We start from the raw sequence: 15779 nt of genomic DNA, 5'->3' as shown, positions 1-15779 counted from the left end.
ACCCGCGCGCGAGGCGATCGATGGGGCCAGATAGCCTGCCCGCATGACCGCTGCGCTGTTTTCCAGGGGCAAGGGCCGCCGCGCCGTCACCGCCGCCTGTGCTGTGTCCCTCGGGCTCGTCGCCCTCTCCGCCTGCGACAAGCCGACCCCGCTGGCAACGGTGACGGTCGGTTCGAACACCGTGACGACCGAGGCGAGCAACGGCTGCTACGGCGACGGCAAGGACCTGAGCTCGAAGAAGTTCAAGGACTGCCTGTCCGCCAAGCCCGAGAAGACGATCAAGGTGACCTCTGGGGACAAGGTGCGGCTTGGGGTGGACCCCGAGATCGCCAAGTCCAGCTGGGGCCTGATCGCCAACAACCCGGTCATGGCCGAGGCGAGCAAGGAGACGTACCGCAGCTTCGACAGCGACACGCTCTTCGCCAAGCAGAACCCGCAGACCGGCCAGACCACGCTCGAGAAGAAGGTCACGATCACGGTCGCCGAGCTCGGCAAGAGCAGCCAGGGCGTCAAGGGCATCTGGCGCTTCACGCTGGAACGGGACTCCTGACGGGACTCCCGACGGGACTCCCGACGGGACTCCTGACGAGCGGAACTCCGCAGGGCTGGGCCCGGTCGCACCGGGCAACCGGCCGCGCCGTGACAGGGTTGTATGTGACAGGGGGGAGCCACCCATGCGCGTACTGATCGTCACGGCCGTACCAGCCGAGCGGGACGCCGTCGTACGGGGCGTCGGCGCCACGGCCCCCGAGTTGGCCGAACTCCCCGTCCCCGGCGGGGTGCTCCACCGGCTGAGCCCGGCGCCGCCCACCGGGCCGCCGCTCACCGTGGACGTCCTGGCCGCTGGGGTCGGCCCGGCGGCCGCGGCGGCCGGAACCGCCGCCGCCCTCGCCGCGGCCGCGGTCGCCCGCACCCCCTATGACCTCGCCGTATCGGCCGGTATCGGTGGCGGCTTCACCACCACGCTGCCCGCCACCACAGCCACGGCGCGGCCCACAGCCACGGCGCGGCCCGCCGCCACAACGCCCGGCACCGCAGCGCCCTCTACCGCAGCGATCTCCACCCCAGCGCCCGCCGCCACCGCGCCCACCGCCGCACACCTCGGCTCCGTCGTCGTCGCCGACGCCATCGTCGCCGCCGACCTGGGCGCCGAGACCCCCGACGGCTTCGCCGCCGTCACCGACCTGGGCTTCGGAACCGTCGAACACCTCCCGCCCGCCCCGCTCGTCGCCGCCGTCGCCGAGGCGACGGACGCCGTGCGCGGCACCGTGCTCACCGTGTCGACCGTGACCGGTAGCGCCGAACGGGCCGCCGAGCTGCTGCGCCGCCATCCGCGCGCCGTCGCCGAGGCCATGGAGGGCTTCGGCGTCGCGGAGGCCGCCGCGGCCCAGTCCGTGCCCGCCCTGGAAGTACGGACCGTCTCCAACGCCGTCGGACCGCGCGACCGCGCGGCCTGGCGGATCGGGGAGGCACTCGATGCGCTCACGGGCGCCTTCGCGACCATCGCTCCCCTCCTCGGCACCTGGACCTTTGACCCGGAAGGAGCCCGGCAGTGACTGAGCCCCTGAGCGATCCCCTGACTGAGCCTTTGGCTGCGCCATTGACTGGGCCTTTGAGGATCGCCTACTCCCCGTGCCCCAACGACACCTTTGTCTTCCACGCCTGGGCCCACGGCCGCGTCCCCGGCGCGCCCGCGCTCGATGTCACCTTCGCGGACATCGACATCACCAACGGGATGGCCGAGCGCGGTGAGTTCGACGTACTGAAGGTGTCGTACGCCGTACTGCCGTGGGTGCTGGACGACTACGCGCTGCTGCCCTGCGGCGGCGCGCTCGGCCGCGGCTGCGGTCCGCTGGTGCTCTCGCGGCAGCCCGGCGATGGGCAGCAGCTCACCGGCAAGGATCTGGCGGGGAAGACGGTCGCGGTGCCGAGCGAGCGTTCGACCGCGTATCTGCTCTTCCGGCTGTGGGCCGCCGCCGAGGTGCCGGGCGGGGTCGGCGAGATCAAGGTGCTGCCGTTCCACGCGATCATGCCCGCGGTGCGGGACGGCGAGGTCGACGCCGGGCTCGTCATCCACGAAGCCCGGTTCACCTATCAGAATTACGGACTGCACTGCCTGGCTGACATGGGCGAGCACTGGGAGCAGACCACCGGTCTGCCGATCCCACTCGGCGCGATCATCGCCAAGCGCTCGCTGGGCGCCGAGCGGCTGCGGGAGCTCGCCGACGCCGCCCGGACATCGGTACGGATGGCCTGGGACGACCCGGAGGCGTCGCGGGCATATGTCCTGGACCACTCCCAGGAGATGGACCCGGCCGTCGCCGATCAGCACATTGGGCTGTACGTCAACGAGTTCACCGCCGACCTCGGCGAGAGCGGCTACGCCGCGGTGCGCGGGCTGCTGACCCGCGCGGCGGCCGAGGGGCTGGTACCGCCCCTCGGACCCGGGGCGCTGGACGCGTTCTGACGCTTCGGCAAGTGGTCCCACGTCAAGCGGAGCCGGATGGATATCCATCCGGCTCCGCTGACGAGATGTCGTATGTGCCGATGCGCGCCGGGCCACTCAGGTCGAACTCAGACCAGCCTCAAACCAGACTCAGGTCGAATTCAAACCGGACTCGGGTCAGACGTCGAGCTGGTCGGCCACCGCCCGCAGCATGCCCGCGATCTTGTGGCCGTGTGCCTTGTCCGGATAGCGGCCGCGCTCCAGCTGCTGCGTCACATTCTCCAGCAGGGTGGTCAGATCCTGGACGATGGACGCCAGCTCGTCCGGCTTGCGGCGCTGGGCGGCCGCAACGGAGGGAGTCGGATCGAGAACGGTGACGGACAATGCCTGATCCCCGCGATTTCCGGCCACCACGCCGAATTCCACGCGCTGCCCCGGCTTCAGTGAGTCGACGCCTTCCGGAAGCACCGACGAGTGAACGAAGACGTCGCCACCGTCATCGCGGGAGAGAAAGCCAAAGCCCTTCTCACTGTTGAACCACTTGACCTTGCCGGTAGGCACGTCTGTCTCGTCCTCGTCGCTCGTCGGAAAACACGGAAAAACAGCTCTCGATAGCACTACAGCGGGTCGTAAGACCCGCCACCACCAAGGCTAATGGTCCCGAGCCTGGTGACAAGACGTACCCGGGTGGTTCCTATGCGCGCTCTGGCACGGATCTACCCTGGTCCGGTGAGTAATGAAACCCCGCACCGCGGCGGCTCCCCCGGCCACCCTCGAGAGGCGCCCCTTCCCGGCGACCGGCTCATCCGGTCCGGCGTCATCGTCTTCGCCATCGGAGCGGTGGCCACGCTCGTCACCGTCGCGCCGCTTTTCCTGGGCGCGGATCCGCTGCCCTCGGTGGCGTACGTCGTCTGCATGCTGATGGGCGTCGGCTTCGCTCTCGCCGCCGTCGGGCTGCTGCGCTCCATCGCGGCACAGCGGCGGGAGGCCGCGGCCGCCGCCCGGGTGTCACGGCCACCCGTACCGCCGTCCGGGTGAATCGGGTGAACCGGGTGCATCAGGTGAACTGGCTGAGCTGGTGAACTGGCTGAGCTAGTGGGCTCATGAGCTGGTGGGCTCACGAGCTGGTGAGCTGATGAACTCGTGAACTCGTGAGCTGGGCGGATCAGCCCGCCGTGCGGTCGCCTATGTAGCCCGACAGCCAGGCCGGGAACGCCGTCAGATCGTCCAGCACGACATCCGCGCCGGCCGTGAGCAGCTCATCCACCGCACAGGGCCCGGTGGCAACCGCCACGGACAGCGCACCGGCCGTACGGGCGCCCCGTACGTCACCCGTGTGGTCCCCGACGTACACCGTCGCCCCGTACTCCCGCAGCGCCTCCGCCTTGGCCTCGGCCCACAGCCAGCCGATGACCGCGTCCGCCTCGATGCCCAGGTGGCTCAGGTGCAGCTTGGCGTTGGGCTCGTGCTTCGCGGTGACGACGATGGCCCGGCCGCCCGCCCGCCGCACGGCCTCGATCGCCTCCCGCGCCCCCTTCATGGCCTGGGTGGGCGCGATCGCGTACTCCGGGTAGAGCTCGCGGTAGAGCTCGCCCATCTCCTCGACGCGTTCATCGAGAAACCAGTGCGCCAGCTCCTGCTCCAGCGGCGGGCCGAGCCGGGTGATGGCGAGGTCGGAGTCGACGTAGGTGCCGGTCCGGGCCGAGAGCGCCTCGAACGCCACCTTGATGCCCGGCCGGGAGTCGATGAGGGTCATGTCGAGGTCGAAGCCGACGGTGAGAGCGGAGTGCGAAGACATGCCCGCCATTGTGCCTCGGCCCACCCCATACACTTAGCCTCGCCTAACTTCGTAGCCGACGAGCGAACGGACGCGATGACCGCCGACCGGACCAGCAACCGCCCTACCAGAGCCCCCCTGGTCCGCGCCTCCCCGGCCCCCACTTCCCCGGCCCCCACCTCTCTGGCGTCCACCTCTCCGGCCCCCACCTCTCCGGTCCGCGCCTCCCTGGTCCGCCGCCGCCTCGGCTGGACGGCCGCGGCCGTCGTCGCCCTGCTGCTCGCCGTTCTGCTGAGCCTCGCCGTGGGCAGCCGCCAGATCGCGCCGAGCGCGGTCCTGGACGCGCTGCTGCACGGCGGTTCGAGCGACGCCGCCGACATCGTGCTGTCCCTGCGACTGCCACGCACCCTCATCGGGCTGATGGTCGGCGCTGCGCTCGCCATGGCGGGCACCGTGATGCAGGGCGTCACCCGCAACCCGATCGCCGACCCCGGCATCCTCGGCATCAGCCAGGGGGCCTCGGTGGGCGTGGTGCTCGCGATCGCCTTCGCCGGGGTGCACACGCTCAGTGGCTTCGTCTGGTTCGCCTTCGCGGGCGCGGGGCTGGCGTCGGTCGCCGTCTACGCCATCGCCACCAGCGGGCGGGGCGGCGCGACCCCGGTCAAACTCGCGCTCTCCGGCGCCGCGATCAACGCCCTGCTGGTGTCGGTGACGACGGGCGTGCTGACGACGAAGGCGGCGGCCCTGGATGAGTTCCGCTTCTGGCAGATCGGCTCACTCGCCGGGCGGGACACCGGGATCGTCGGCCAGATCTGGCCGTTCCTGCTGGTCGGCACGGTGCTGGTGATCGCGGTGGCACGCGGTCTGGACGCGCTGGCGCTCGGCGAGGACGTCGCGAAGGGGCTCGGCCAGAACGTGGGGGTCGTACGGATCGTCGCCGCCCTCGGCGCCACGATCCTCACCGGCGTCGGGGTCGCCGCCGCCGGTCCGCTCGCGTTCATCGGCCTCGCGGTCCCCCATATCGCCCGCGCGGTGGTCGGTACCGACCACCGCTGGGTACTGCCGATGGCCGCCCTGATCGGCCCGGTGATGCTGCTGGTCTCGGATGTGGTGGGCCGGGTCGTCTTCCCGCCGAGCGAGGTCCCGGCGGGCGTGATGACGGCGCTGATCGGGGTGCCCTTCCTGGTCACGCTGGTGCGCCGGAAGGCGGTGGCCGCGTGAGCGCGCTGGAGAGCCGTACCGACGTCCGTACGGTCCGCGCGGGGGGCCGCCCGGGGGTCCGCCCGGCCGGGTACGGCCTGATCCGCATCAAGGCCAAAGGGCATGGCGGAGGTCGTGGAGGGCATGGCGGACGTGGCGGATCGTTCCTGCTGCACCGCCGCTCGGCCCTCGTCGCGATCGGCCTGGCCCTGGCCACCGCCGCCGCCTGCGTGACGTATCTGTGCGTAGGCGAGAGCTTCATCGCCCCCGGCGACGCCGTGAAGGCCGTCCTGCACACCCAGTGGGGCCTCGGCCAGGCCACCCCGAACGACCTCGTCGTCGGCACGCTGCGGCTGCCCCGGATGACGCTCGGCCTGATGGTCGGCGCCGCCTTCGGCATCGCGGGCGCGCTGATCCAGACGGTGGCCCGCAACCCCCTCGCGAGCCCGGACATCATCGGCGTGAGCCAGGGCGCGAGCGCGGTGACCGTGGGCGCGATGACCTACGGGGTCAGCTCCTACGCCGTCCTGCCGTACCTCTCCGTCCTGGGCGGTCTCGCCGCCGCCGCGCTGGTGTACGTCTTCGCCTGGCGCGGCGGGCTGCAAGCGGCCCGCTTCGTGCTCATCGGCATCGGCTTCGCCGTCGCGCTGCGCTCGATCACCCATCTCTTCCTGACCAAGGGCGACTATCTCGTGGCCCAGCAGGCAAAGGTGTGGATGACCGGTTCGCTCAACGGACGCGGCTGGGGCGAGGCCACTCCCCTCGGCTGGGCGCTGCTGGTGCTGTTGCCCGGTGTGCTGTGGGCGGCGCGGGCGCAGCGCACGGTGTCCATGGACGACGACACGGCGACCGCGCTGGGCGTACGGCTCGGGCGGGCGCGGCTGGGTCTGGTGGCCCTCGGCGTCGTACTCGCGTCGATGGCGACAGGCGCGGCCGGCCCGGTGGACTTCGTAGCACTGCTCGCCCCGCAGATCGCCCGCCGGATGACCCGGACCGCCCAGATCCCGCTGCTGTGCTCGGCCCTGACCGGAGCGTTCATCGTCGTCACCGCCGATCTGCTGGCCCGCAAGCTGTTCGCGCCGACCGAACTGCCGGTGGGTGTGCTGACGGCGGCGGTCGGCGCCCCGTATCTGATCCACCTGCTGCTGTCTTCCGGGGGACGCGGCCGTAAGGGAGGCACCGCCGCATGAGCGCTTCGGCGTCCACAACGGGAACGAGCCCGGAGACCAGCCCGACGGAGACCGCTTCCGCGAACCGGCCGAACCGGCTCACCGCACGCGAGCTGACCCTCGCCTACGAGGACCGCACCGTCGTGGACGGGCTGGACCTGGAGATACCCGACGGCGAGGTCACGGTCATCGTCGGCCCCAACGCCTGCGGCAAGTCCACCCTGCTGCGCGCCCTCGGGCGGCTGCTGCGGCCACGCGGCGGCGCCGTGCTCCTCGATGGCACGGATCTCGCGCGCATCCCGACGAAGAAGATCGCCCAGTCCGTGGGGCTACTCCCGCAGACCCCGGTCGCGCCCGAGGCGATCACCGTCGCCGATCTCGTCTCCCGTGGCCGCCAACCGCATCAGCGGTGGTGGCAGCAGTGGTCGGAGGAGGACGAACGGGCCGTCACGGACGCCATGGAGCGCACGGACGTGACGGCGCTCGCCGACCGCCCGGTGGACGAGCTGTCGGGAGGGCAGCGGCAGCGCGTATGGATCGCGATGGCGCTCGCGCAGGAGACCGATCTGCTGCTGCTGGACGAGCCGACGACGTATCTGGACATCTCCCACCAGGTGGAGGTGCTGGACCTGGTGCGCCAGCTCAACCACGAACGCGGCCGTACGGTCGTCGCCGTCCTCCACGACCTCAACCAGGCCGCCCGCTACGCCGACCATCTGATCGCGATGAAGGGCGGCGGCATCGTGGCACGCGGCCGCCCGGAGGGCATCGTCACGGCGGAGCTGGTGCACGAGGTCTTCGGCCTCGACTCGGTGGTCGTCCCGGACCCGGTGACCGGCAGCCCCCTGGTCGTCCCGGGCACGCCTTGGCAGGCCGCCGAGCAAGGCTGAGCGGAGGGGCTGGCCCCCGCCAGAGGCTTACGCGCCCGGCGTCAGCCCTTGCACCTCGCTCGCGTCAGCGCCTGCGCCTCGCGCGCCAGAGGAGGAACAGCACCGATGCGATGGCGGCGCCCCGGACGACGTAGGGCCAGGTCTCGGTCAGGGCGTCCTTCCAGCCGTGCTCGGGGATCGGCTCGCCCCACTTGCCGTCGGCTCGGCCATACAGCCAGATCGCGGCCCCGGCCGCGACCAGGCCTGGCATGCCCAGCGCCGCCCACTTCGCCTCGGCAGAGGAGCGGCGGTAGGTGCTGTAGTACGCGATCACCCAGCCGAAGGCGATCAGGATGATGTTGCCCAGGGCGGCGCCCGCCACGAGGAGTCCGACCGCCACCAGCAGCACCGGGCCGAGCCCGGACAGCCATGTGGGAACGCCGCCCCCGCCCGCGGGCTGACCGGCCGTCTTACCCGCCTTACCGGGCCCGAGCAGTACGCGGCGCAGTCCGCCACGCTGCTTGCCCCCGGCCTCCGCCTTCTTGGCCCCGGCCTCCGCCTTCGCCTCCGCGTCCGCGTCCGCCTCGGCCTCGGCCGCTTCCGCCGCCGCCTTCTCCTCGGCCTCGCGCCGCTCCTGGCGCTCCTGCTCGGCCGACTTGCCCTTACCGAGCAGTTCGGGGATCTCGATCCCGCCGGTGAACCCCTCGACCGCGCCATACTGCGCGTCGCGCTGCTCGGGCTGGGCGAACGGGCTCGGCTCAACGTGCCACCAGTCCATGTCGGACTCGCGCGGGCCCAGTTCGTCCTCGCCCGCGAGGTGCGGCGGCGAGGCGGCGTTGGACGGGGGCGTGGCGGGGGTGGCGGGCCTCGGCTTGATCAGGGAGGCGGCGCCGTCGCCCGAAGTGCGGTGGGCGCGGCCGTCCCCGTTCCGGCCGGTGCCGGGCGCCCCCGGGGCGTCCTCCTCGCGCGGGGCGGGCACCTTACCGGTGAGACCGCTGCTCTTGGCGAGCCCGGCCAGCTTGTCGCGGGCCGCCCGCGCCGCCCCGGCGGCCCCTCGCGGTGCCGCACCGCCGCCCGCACCGCTGCCCGCACCGCTGCCCTCCGTACTGGGCTCACCAACCATTCCCCCCGATCCCGGATCGGGGCCTCGGCCACCCGCGGCGGCCACCACATCGGCCGGTGAGCCCAGCTTGGACAGGATCCGCTTCACCCCGGCCGGGCTGTCCGCCCCTCCGGTCGCCCGGCGATGGTCGATATCGGCACGGAGCCCGGATACCAGCCGCATACGTTCACCGGACGACAGACCCTGCTGCTGAGCCAGGTCACCGACACGGCTCAGATAGTCGTAGACGAGCTTTTCGCTCTCGATCCCCACCAAGACCCCTGAGAATGCGCACCGTCGGCGTATCAGTCGGCTCCGACCGTACCGCGCGGAACCGGAATCCCGCCGCATCCCCTCTGTCCCGCACCCCGCGGGTACTGTGGATCGAATGAGCAGTTCATGGAATCGAGAGGGCTGACATGCCCGAAGAGACCAGCTCGCGCAACCGGGAGGCATGAGTTGCCCGCAGACACCGGCCACGGGGACAGCGGTCCACAGGATCGCGTCCCCCGGGGCGGCGGCCCACGAGACGGCGGCCACGGCGACCGTGGCCGGGGCGACGGTGGCCGCGGTGACCGTGGCCGGGGTGACCGTGGCCGCGGGGTGCCGCGCACCCTCGCCGAGGAGCTGCGCACCCGGCCCGACGACGCCCTCGCCGCCCTGCTGCAGGCCCGCCCCGATCTGCTCTCCCCGGTCCCGAACGACCTCACCCAGCTCGCCACCCGCGCGGGCACCCGCGCCTCGGTGGTACGAGCCGTGGAGCGTCTCGACCGATTCGCACAACAGACCGCCGAGGCCCTGGCCGTCGCGCCCGACCCCTGCCCGTACGAGACCCTGCGGGACCTGCTCACCGGCGACGAGGGCGCTGAGGAGGCCGGGGGTACCGGGGACGCCCGGGGCACGGATGAGCTCCAGGGCCCCGGAGGCGTTGGGGGTGCCGGGGGTGCCGGGGGTACCGGGGGTACCAGAGGCGCCGGGGGTGCCGGGAGCGCCCAGCCCCCAGGACATGCCTCAGCCGCCGGGGCCGCGTCGGGCGTCGGCGCCGCGTCGGGCAGCAGCGCCCCTCAGGGTCGCGGGCCTGCCTCGCCCGCGGAGATCGCCTCGGGCACCAGGCCTGGCTCGGCCGCCAGGCCTGACTCGGCCGCCGGGCCTGACCCTGCCACCGGGGCCACCGGGACCGCCGCGGGCGTCGGCGCCCCCCTGCGCGCCGAGGAACGCGCCGCGATCGTCGCCGAGTTGCCGCGGGCCGTGGCCACGCTGCGCGAGCAGGCCCTGATCTGGGGTGGGGACGATCGGCTTCGGCTCGTCCGGACCGCTCGGGAGCTGCTCGCGCCCTCGCCCACCTCGCCCTCCCCCACCGGGCTCGGCCCGACCGTGCAGGAGGCCACGTCCGGGATGTCGCCGGGGCGGCTTCAGGAGCTGCTGGCGGCGGCCGGGCAGTCGCCCACGCACGATCCCGTCACGGCGGCGGCGGCCCTGGCCGAACTGTTCCGGGACCGCGCCCGGATGACGGCGCTGCTCGACGGGGCGCCGGCGGGCGCGGCGGCCGTGCTGGCCAAGCTGACCTGGGGGCCGCCGTACGGGGAGACGTCCGTCGCCTCCCCCACCCCGCCCGTCGGCTGGCTGCTGGACCACGGGCTGCTGCTCCCGTCCGGGCCGCGCAATGTCGTACTGCCCCGCGAGGTCGCCCTGCATCTGCGCCACGGCCGGGCGCACCGCGCCCCCGAGCCGTTCGCCCCGCCGCTCTCGCCCACCACCGAGCACGATCCACAGGTTGTGGATAACACCGCGGCGGGTCAGACCTTCACCGCCCTGGCCACCGTCGAGGAGCTGCTGGGGCAGTGGGAGACCGCCGGGCCGCCCGTCCTGCGCGCGGGCGGGCTGAGCGTCCGCGACCTCAAGCGGACCGCCGTGGCGCTCGACGTGTCCGAACCGGTGGCCGCCTTCTGGATCGAGCTGGCATACGCCGCCGGGCTGCTGGCCTCCGACGGCGAGACCGACGAGCGCTACGCCCCCACCCCCGCCTACGACGACTGGCTGCGGCTGCCCGCTGAGGAGCGCTGGGCGCGGCTCGCCGCCGCCTGGCTGCCCGCGACCCGTACCTCGAGCCTGGTCGGCGGCCGGGACAGCAGGGGCCGTACCCTCGCCGCGCTCGGCCCGGAACTGGACCGCTCCCCGGCCCCCGAGGTCCGCCGCCGGGTCCTCGAACTCCTGGCCACCCTCCCGCACGGCGCCGCGGCCTCCCCCGACGTCTTGCTGGCCCGGCTGCGGTGGGAGCGGCCGACCGGCCACCGCGGGGCCCCGGCCCCCACCGCGTCCACCCCCGGTGCGGCCGCCCCTTCCGGGTCCTCCCCCGGGACCGCATCGTCCGCCGCCACCTGGTATTCCGCGGCCGTCCCCGGGGCCGCATCCGCCGCCGCCTCGCCCACCGCCGCCTCGCCCATCGGTGAGGACCTGCGCTCGCGGCTGGCCCGCTGGGCTGTCACCGAGGCCGAAATGCTCGGGGTCACCGGTCGGGGCGCGCTCTCCGCCCACGGCCGAGCCCTGCTGGAACGCCACCCGGACGAGCCGACTGCCGCCGAGAGCGAACTCGCGTCCGCGCAGGCCGCCCGGCTGCTCGCGCCGCTGCTCCCCGACCCCCTCGATCACGTCCTGCTCCAGGCCGACCTGACCGCCGTCGCGCCCGGCCCGCTGGAACGGCCGCTCGCCGAGACGCTGGGCATCCTCGCCGACGTCGAGTCCAAGGGCGGCGCGACCGTCTACCGCTTCACGCCCGAGTCCGTACGCCGCGCACTCGACGCCGGGCGGACCGCCGACGATGTGCACACCTTCCTCGCCGCGCACTCCCGCACCCCGGTGCCCCAGCCGCTCGCCTACCTCGTGGACGACGTGGCCCGCAAGCACGGCCGACTTCGTATCGGCGCCGCCTCCGCGTATCTGCGCTGCGACGACGACACGCTGCTCGCCGAGATCCTCGCCGATCGCCGTTCGGCGGGGCTGCGGCTGCGCCGCCTCGCCCCCACCGTGCTGGCCGCCCAGGCGCCGCCGGACACGCTGCTGGAGGGGCTGCGGGCGATGGGGTACGCCCCGGCCGCCGAGTCCGCCGAGGGCGATGTGCTGGTCAGCCGGGCCGAAGCCCAGCGCACCCCGCCCCGTAGGCCGCCCGTCCCGGTCCCGGAGGGCCCGCCGGTGCCCGACACCGCCCTGCTGGGCGCGGCGGTGCGCGCCATCCGCGCCGGGGACCTCGCCGCGACCGCACCCCACAAACCGACGGTCGCGGCCGAGGCGGGGCCGGAGACCGCTTCCGGCCCGGAGACCGCTTCCGGCTCACGGCCCAGGGCCGGGGCTGGGGCTGGGGCTGGTTCCGGGGCCGAGGTCAGGGCCAGGTCCGGGTCCGGGTCCGGGTCCGGGTCCGCCGCCAGTGGCGACCGGCTGCCCCGCACCACCTCCGCCGACACCCTCGCCACCATGCAGGCCGCGGCCCTGACCGGCTCCAACGTCTGGATCGGCTACGTCAACGCGAACGGCGCGGCCACCCAGCGCGTGATCGCCCCGGTCCGGGTCGAGGGCGGCTTCGTCACGGCGTACGACCACACGGCGGACGAGGTCCGTACGTACCCCCTGCACCGCATCACGGGCGCCGCCGAGCTGGCCGAGGACGCCACGTAACACGCCCGACACGCCCACGCCCGACACGCCCGAAGGGCCGTCCGGTCCAGGGGCGGGGTGGGGCTACGGCACGCAGGAACAGCTCACGCCGCGGGCGGTGCCTCGGTCCCTCGCCGGGTCCACCGGTGCCACCAGTGGCGGCGGCGCGGGTGCAGGGCGTGGCCGAGCCAACGGCCGGCCACGACATAGCCGATCAACGCGCCCGAGGTGTTGAGGATGACGTCGTCGATGTCGAAGGCCCGGCCCTCGACGATGAGCCCCTGAACGGTTTCGACGGCCACCATCGCCAAGGCCGTCACCACGACCACCCGCACCGCGCCCCGCGCCTTCGGCACCAGCATCGGCAGCAGCACCCCGAAGGGCGCGCCGAGCAGCACATTGCCGCCGATCTGCTTCACCGTGTCCTGGAAGGCGGGCTGGTCGACGTAGGCGCGCAGCGAGCGTCCCGGATGCAGATTGGTGTGGACGAGGTCGACGGAGCCGGGCTGGGGCACGAGCGTGGCCTTGGCGAGCGCCGCCGCAAAGCCGACCATGCAGACGAACGCCAGGAGCAGCACCATCGCCCGCGCGAGGCGCGCGCCGAACGAGGTGCGCTGCAGCAGCGCCTTCTCCCGGGCGCCCTGGGGCTCGGGCGGTTCGGGGAGTTGGGGAGGCTCGGCGATCCGGCCCTTGGCGGGCTGGGCCTGGGTGGGCTGGGCCTGGGTGGACCGGCGCTTCGCGGTCTGCGTCTTCGCCGACTGGCCCTTCCCGGACTGGCCCTTCGCGGACTGGGCCTTCTCAGTCCGGGCCTTCGCCGTCGGCGCCTTCGAGGTCTGCGACTTCGCGCTCTGCTTCTTCGCGGTCACGGACCCCTTCGTCAGGCCACCGGTCTTCCGGCCACTGGCCGCCTTCTTCTGGCCCCCCGTCGTCCGGGAACCCGCCTGCGGCTTCTTCTCCGCGGACCTCTTGTCCTTCTCCCCCGACCTCTTCTCCGCCGTCCGCCTTACCGTCGTCCGCTTCTCCCCAGACCTCTTCTCCGTCGTCCGCCGGATCTCCCATCCAGCGATGCTGATCACAGGGACTCGCCTCCCGCCCATGGCTCCGTTGTCGCCGCTCCGTCGGTCCATATCCGTCTTCGCCGCTTGCCCGTAGCCGCCCGGAGTATCCCTGTGGCTCTCCGCCACATATCCCCCTCGCGCTGCGCCCCGTATCCCTCTCCCTCTCCGCCACGCCTTCTCGATGGGGGACACTGGTTCTTTGGTCGGCCAGCACGAAAGGACCCAGGCGCGTGAATGGACCCCTCATCGTCCAAAGCGACAAGACGCTCCTGCTCGAGGTGGATCACGAGCAGGCGGGCGCCTGCCGCCGCGCCATCGCGCCCTTCGCCGAGCTGGAGCGAGCGCCCGAGCACATCCACACCTACCGGGTGACCCCGCTCGGGCTGTGGAACGCCCGCGCCGCCGGGCACGACGCCGAGCAGGTCGTGGACGCTCTCGTGGCGTTCTCCCGCTACCCGGTCCCGCACGCCCTCCTTGTGGACGTCGCGGAGACCATGGCTCGCTACGGGCGGCTGCGGCTGCTCAAGCACCCCACCCACGGGCTGGTCATGGAGACCAGCGACCGCCCGATCCTCGAGGAGATCCTTCGGTCGAAGAAGATCCAGCCGCTGGTCGGGGCCCGGATCGACCCGGAGACCGTCGTCGTCCACCCCTCCGAGCGCGGCCAGATCAAGCAGACGCTGCTGAAGCTGGGCTGGCCCGCCGAGGACTTGGCCGGTTATGTGGACGGCGAGGCGCACCCCATCGAGCTGCACGAGGACGGCTGGGCGCTGCGGCCGTATCAGACGCAGGCCGTGGAGGGCTTCTGGCATGGCGGCTCGGGCGTCGTCGTGCTGCCCTGCGGCGCCGGAAAGACGCTGGTCGGGGCGGGTGCGATGGCCACCGCCAAGTCGACCACGCTGATCCTGGTCACCAACACCGTCTCCGCCCGCCAGTGGAAGCACGAGCTGGTGCGCCGCACGTCGCTCACCGAGGAGGAGATCGGTGAGTACAGCGGTACGCGGAAGGAGATCCGCCCGATCACCATCGCCACGTACCAGGTGCTCACCACCAAGCGGAAGGGCATCTACCCACACCTCGAGCTGTTCGACTCCCGCGACTGGGGCCTGATCGTCTACGACGAGGTGCATCTGCTGCCGGCGCCCGTCTTCAAGTTCACCGCCGACCTCCAGGCGCGGCGGCGGCTCGGGCTCACAGCGACGCTCGTCCGGGAGGACGGCCGGGAGTCCGATGTCTTCTCGCTCATCGGGCCGAAGCGCTTCGACGCGCCCTGGAAGGAGATCGAGGCGCAGGGCTACATCGCGCCCGCCGACTGTGTCGAGGTCCGGGTCAATCTGACCGAGGCCGAGCGGCTGGCGTACGCGACCGCCGAGACCGACGAGAAGTACCGCTACTGCGCCACGACCGACTCCAAGCGGCGGATCACCGAGGCGCTGGTCGCCCGGCACAAGGGGCAGCAGACGCTGGTCATCGGGCAGTACATCGACCAGCTCGACGAGTTGGGCGAGCACCTGGACGCGCCCGTCATCAAGGGCGAGACCACCAACGCCCAGCGGGAGAAGCTCTTCGACGCCTTCCGGCAGGGCGAGCTGTCGGTGCTCGTCGTCTCGAAGGTCGCCAACTTCTCCATCGACCTCCCCGAGGCCACGGTCGCCATCCAGGTCTCCGGCACGTTCGGCTCCCGCCAGGAGGAGGCCCAGCGGCTCGGCCGGGTGCTGCGCCCGAAGGCCGACGGCCATCCGGCGGTCTTCTACTCGGTGGTCGCGCGCGACACGATCGACCAGGACTTCGCTGCGCACCGCCAGCGGTTCCTGGCCGAGCAGGGGTACGCGTACCGGATCGTGGACGCGAGCGAGCTGCTCGCGGACGAGGACGTCTGACGTTCGGGACGAGGACTCTGACGTTCGGCCCGTCACCGGTCGCCCATCCCCCCCATGACCCCGGCCCCATGACTTCTGTCATGACGGGCCGGTGATTGGCGGCTCTGCCCGGGGCGTTCCCCGCCCGGAAGGATCGTGGGTGTCAGCAGGACACGGCACCACATGACGCCGAAAGGGCGGGGGACATGGCCATCAGCATGCGCACACGCAAGGGCAAGACCACCGACATCGACCTGAGCGGGATCAAGCCGCTACCGCTGTGGTTCTTCTGCTTCGAGGGCGTCATAGGGGCCGCGTACGACCTGACCAAGGCGTGGGACGACGCCTGGATGGTGCTCATCGGGATCGCCCTGGTGAACATCGTCGTCGGGGCGACCGTGCTGCGCCGCCGGAAGAAGCTGATGCGCGCGATGCTCAAGAACTCCCGCACCCGGAATATCGCCATCGGGCTGCTCGCGCTCCGCGTCGGCCTCCATCTCGTTCTCGCCGCCCTCGGCGCCCCGGTCACCTCGGTCGCCGGGCATCTGGCCGTCGCCGTCCTGATGGGCGCGACGACGGTGACGCTGATGTGGTTCAACCAGCGTGTGACCTTCCGCGCGCTGCGGCTCGCCTGACCGGTCCAAGGGCGAC

At 72.6% G+C, this 15779-nt stretch carries 14 protein-coding genes; 10 read left to right on the top strand and 4 right to left on the bottom strand.

All coding sequences use genetic code 11. The annotated features are described in order from the left end of the window. Positions 1-43 precede the first annotated feature (43 nt). From J2Z30_RS26865 to J2Z30_RS26855, 3 genes are all read left to right on the top strand, one after another. Positions 44-550: a hypothetical protein gene (locus J2Z30_RS26865; RefSeq protein ID WP_044573673.1), complete on the top strand. Its 507-nt coding sequence runs from the start codon at positions 44-46 to the stop codon at positions 548-550. Between the two features lie 124 nt (positions 551-674). Beyond that, positions 675-1556, top strand: coding sequence for a futalosine hydrolase (gene mqnB / locus J2Z30_RS26860; protein ID WP_044573670.1), 882 nt, complete (start codon positions 675-677; stop codon positions 1554-1556). A 56-nt stretch (positions 1557-1612) separates the two neighbouring features. Further along, positions 1613-2467 carry a 1,4-dihydroxy-6-naphtoate synthase gene (locus J2Z30_RS26855; RefSeq protein WP_372453307.1) on the top strand — a complete coding sequence of 285 codons (855 nt, stop codon included), beginning with the start codon at positions 1613-1615 and terminating at the stop codon, positions 2465-2467. Positions 2468-2623: 156 nt separating this feature from the next. Here the strand turns inward: J2Z30_RS26855 and J2Z30_RS51050 are convergent, their stop codons facing one another. Beyond that, positions 2624-3007 carry a cold-shock protein gene (locus tag J2Z30_RS51050; protein WP_014177506.1) on the bottom strand — a complete coding sequence of 128 codons (384 nt, stop codon included), beginning with the start codon at positions 3005-3007 and terminating at the stop codon, positions 2624-2626. 168 nt (positions 3008-3175) lie between these two features. Between J2Z30_RS51050 and J2Z30_RS26845 the strand changes: the two genes are divergently transcribed. Further along, positions 3176-3484, top strand: coding sequence for a hypothetical protein (locus J2Z30_RS26845; RefSeq protein WP_044581787.1), 309 nt, complete (start codon positions 3176-3178; stop codon positions 3482-3484). Positions 3485-3611: 127 nt separating this feature from the next. Here J2Z30_RS26845 and J2Z30_RS26840 read toward each other — a convergent pair whose 3' ends face one another. Then, on the bottom strand, positions 3612-4253 hold the full coding sequence (locus J2Z30_RS26840) for an HAD family hydrolase (RefSeq protein ID WP_044573665.1): 642 nt from the start codon (positions 4251-4253) through the stop codon (positions 3612-3614). 66 nt (positions 4254-4319) lie between these two features. Here J2Z30_RS26840 and J2Z30_RS26835 point away from each other — a divergent pair, with 66 nt between their 5' ends. From J2Z30_RS26835 to J2Z30_RS26825, 3 genes are read left to right on the top strand one after another with little or no spacing between them, the layout of a single operon-like run. Beyond that, complete coding sequence (locus J2Z30_RS26835; protein ID WP_372453306.1) at positions 4320-5444, top strand: FecCD family ABC transporter permease; 1125 nt, start codon at positions 4320-4322, stop codon at positions 5442-5444. Further along, entirely contained in the window at positions 5441-6613 is a 1173-nt protein-coding gene (locus J2Z30_RS26830) for a FecCD family ABC transporter permease (protein ID WP_372453305.1), read from the top strand. Before J2Z30_RS26835 ends, J2Z30_RS26830 begins: the two co-directional genes overlap by 4 nt. Further along, on the top strand, positions 6610-7482 hold the full coding sequence (locus J2Z30_RS26825; protein WP_107073341.1) for an ABC transporter ATP-binding protein: 873 nt from the start codon (positions 6610-6612) through the stop codon (positions 7480-7482). The genes J2Z30_RS26830 and J2Z30_RS26825 overlap by 4 nt, the downstream gene beginning before the upstream one ends. 64 nt (positions 7483-7546) lie before the next feature. Here the strand turns inward: J2Z30_RS26825 and J2Z30_RS26820 are convergent, their stop codons facing one another. Further along, entirely contained in the window at positions 7547-8836 is a 1290-nt protein-coding gene (locus J2Z30_RS26820) for a hypothetical protein (protein ID WP_044581783.1), read from the bottom strand. A gap of 471 nt (positions 8837-9307) precedes the next feature. Here J2Z30_RS26820 and J2Z30_RS26815 point away from each other — a divergent pair, with 471 nt between their 5' ends. Further along, positions 9308-12232: a helicase-associated domain-containing protein gene (locus tag J2Z30_RS26815; protein WP_372453314.1), complete on the top strand. Its 2925-nt coding sequence runs from the start codon at positions 9308-9310 to the stop codon at positions 12230-12232. An 83-nt stretch (positions 12233-12315) separates the two neighbouring features. Here the strand turns inward: J2Z30_RS26815 and J2Z30_RS49895 are convergent, their stop codons facing one another. After that, positions 12316-13287, bottom strand: a complete 972-nt coding sequence (locus J2Z30_RS49895) for a VanZ family protein (RefSeq protein WP_308280078.1) — start codon at positions 13285-13287, stop codon at positions 12316-12318. Positions 13288-13499: 212 nt separating this feature from the next. Between J2Z30_RS49895 and J2Z30_RS26805 the strand changes: the two genes are divergently transcribed. Further along, positions 13500-15149 carry a DNA repair helicase XPB gene (locus J2Z30_RS26805; RefSeq protein ID WP_044573659.1) on the top strand — a complete coding sequence of 550 codons (1650 nt, stop codon included), beginning with the start codon at positions 13500-13502 and terminating at the stop codon, positions 15147-15149. 197 nt (positions 15150-15346) lie between these two features. Beyond that, a complete protein-coding gene (locus J2Z30_RS26800) occupies positions 15347-15763 on the top strand; it encodes a hypothetical protein (RefSeq protein ID WP_044581781.1) in 417 nt (138 codons plus the stop codon). Positions 15764-15779 lie beyond the last annotated feature (16 nt).

The sequence above is a fragment of the Streptomyces iranensis genome (assembly GCF_017874715.1).
In the GTDB taxonomy this organism is placed as follows: domain Bacteria; phylum Actinomycetota; class Actinomycetes; order Streptomycetales; family Streptomycetaceae; genus Streptomyces; species Streptomyces iranensis.
The sequence above is the reverse complement of the archived record's forward strand: the minus strand, read 5'-3'. Positions and strand labels throughout refer to the sequence as shown.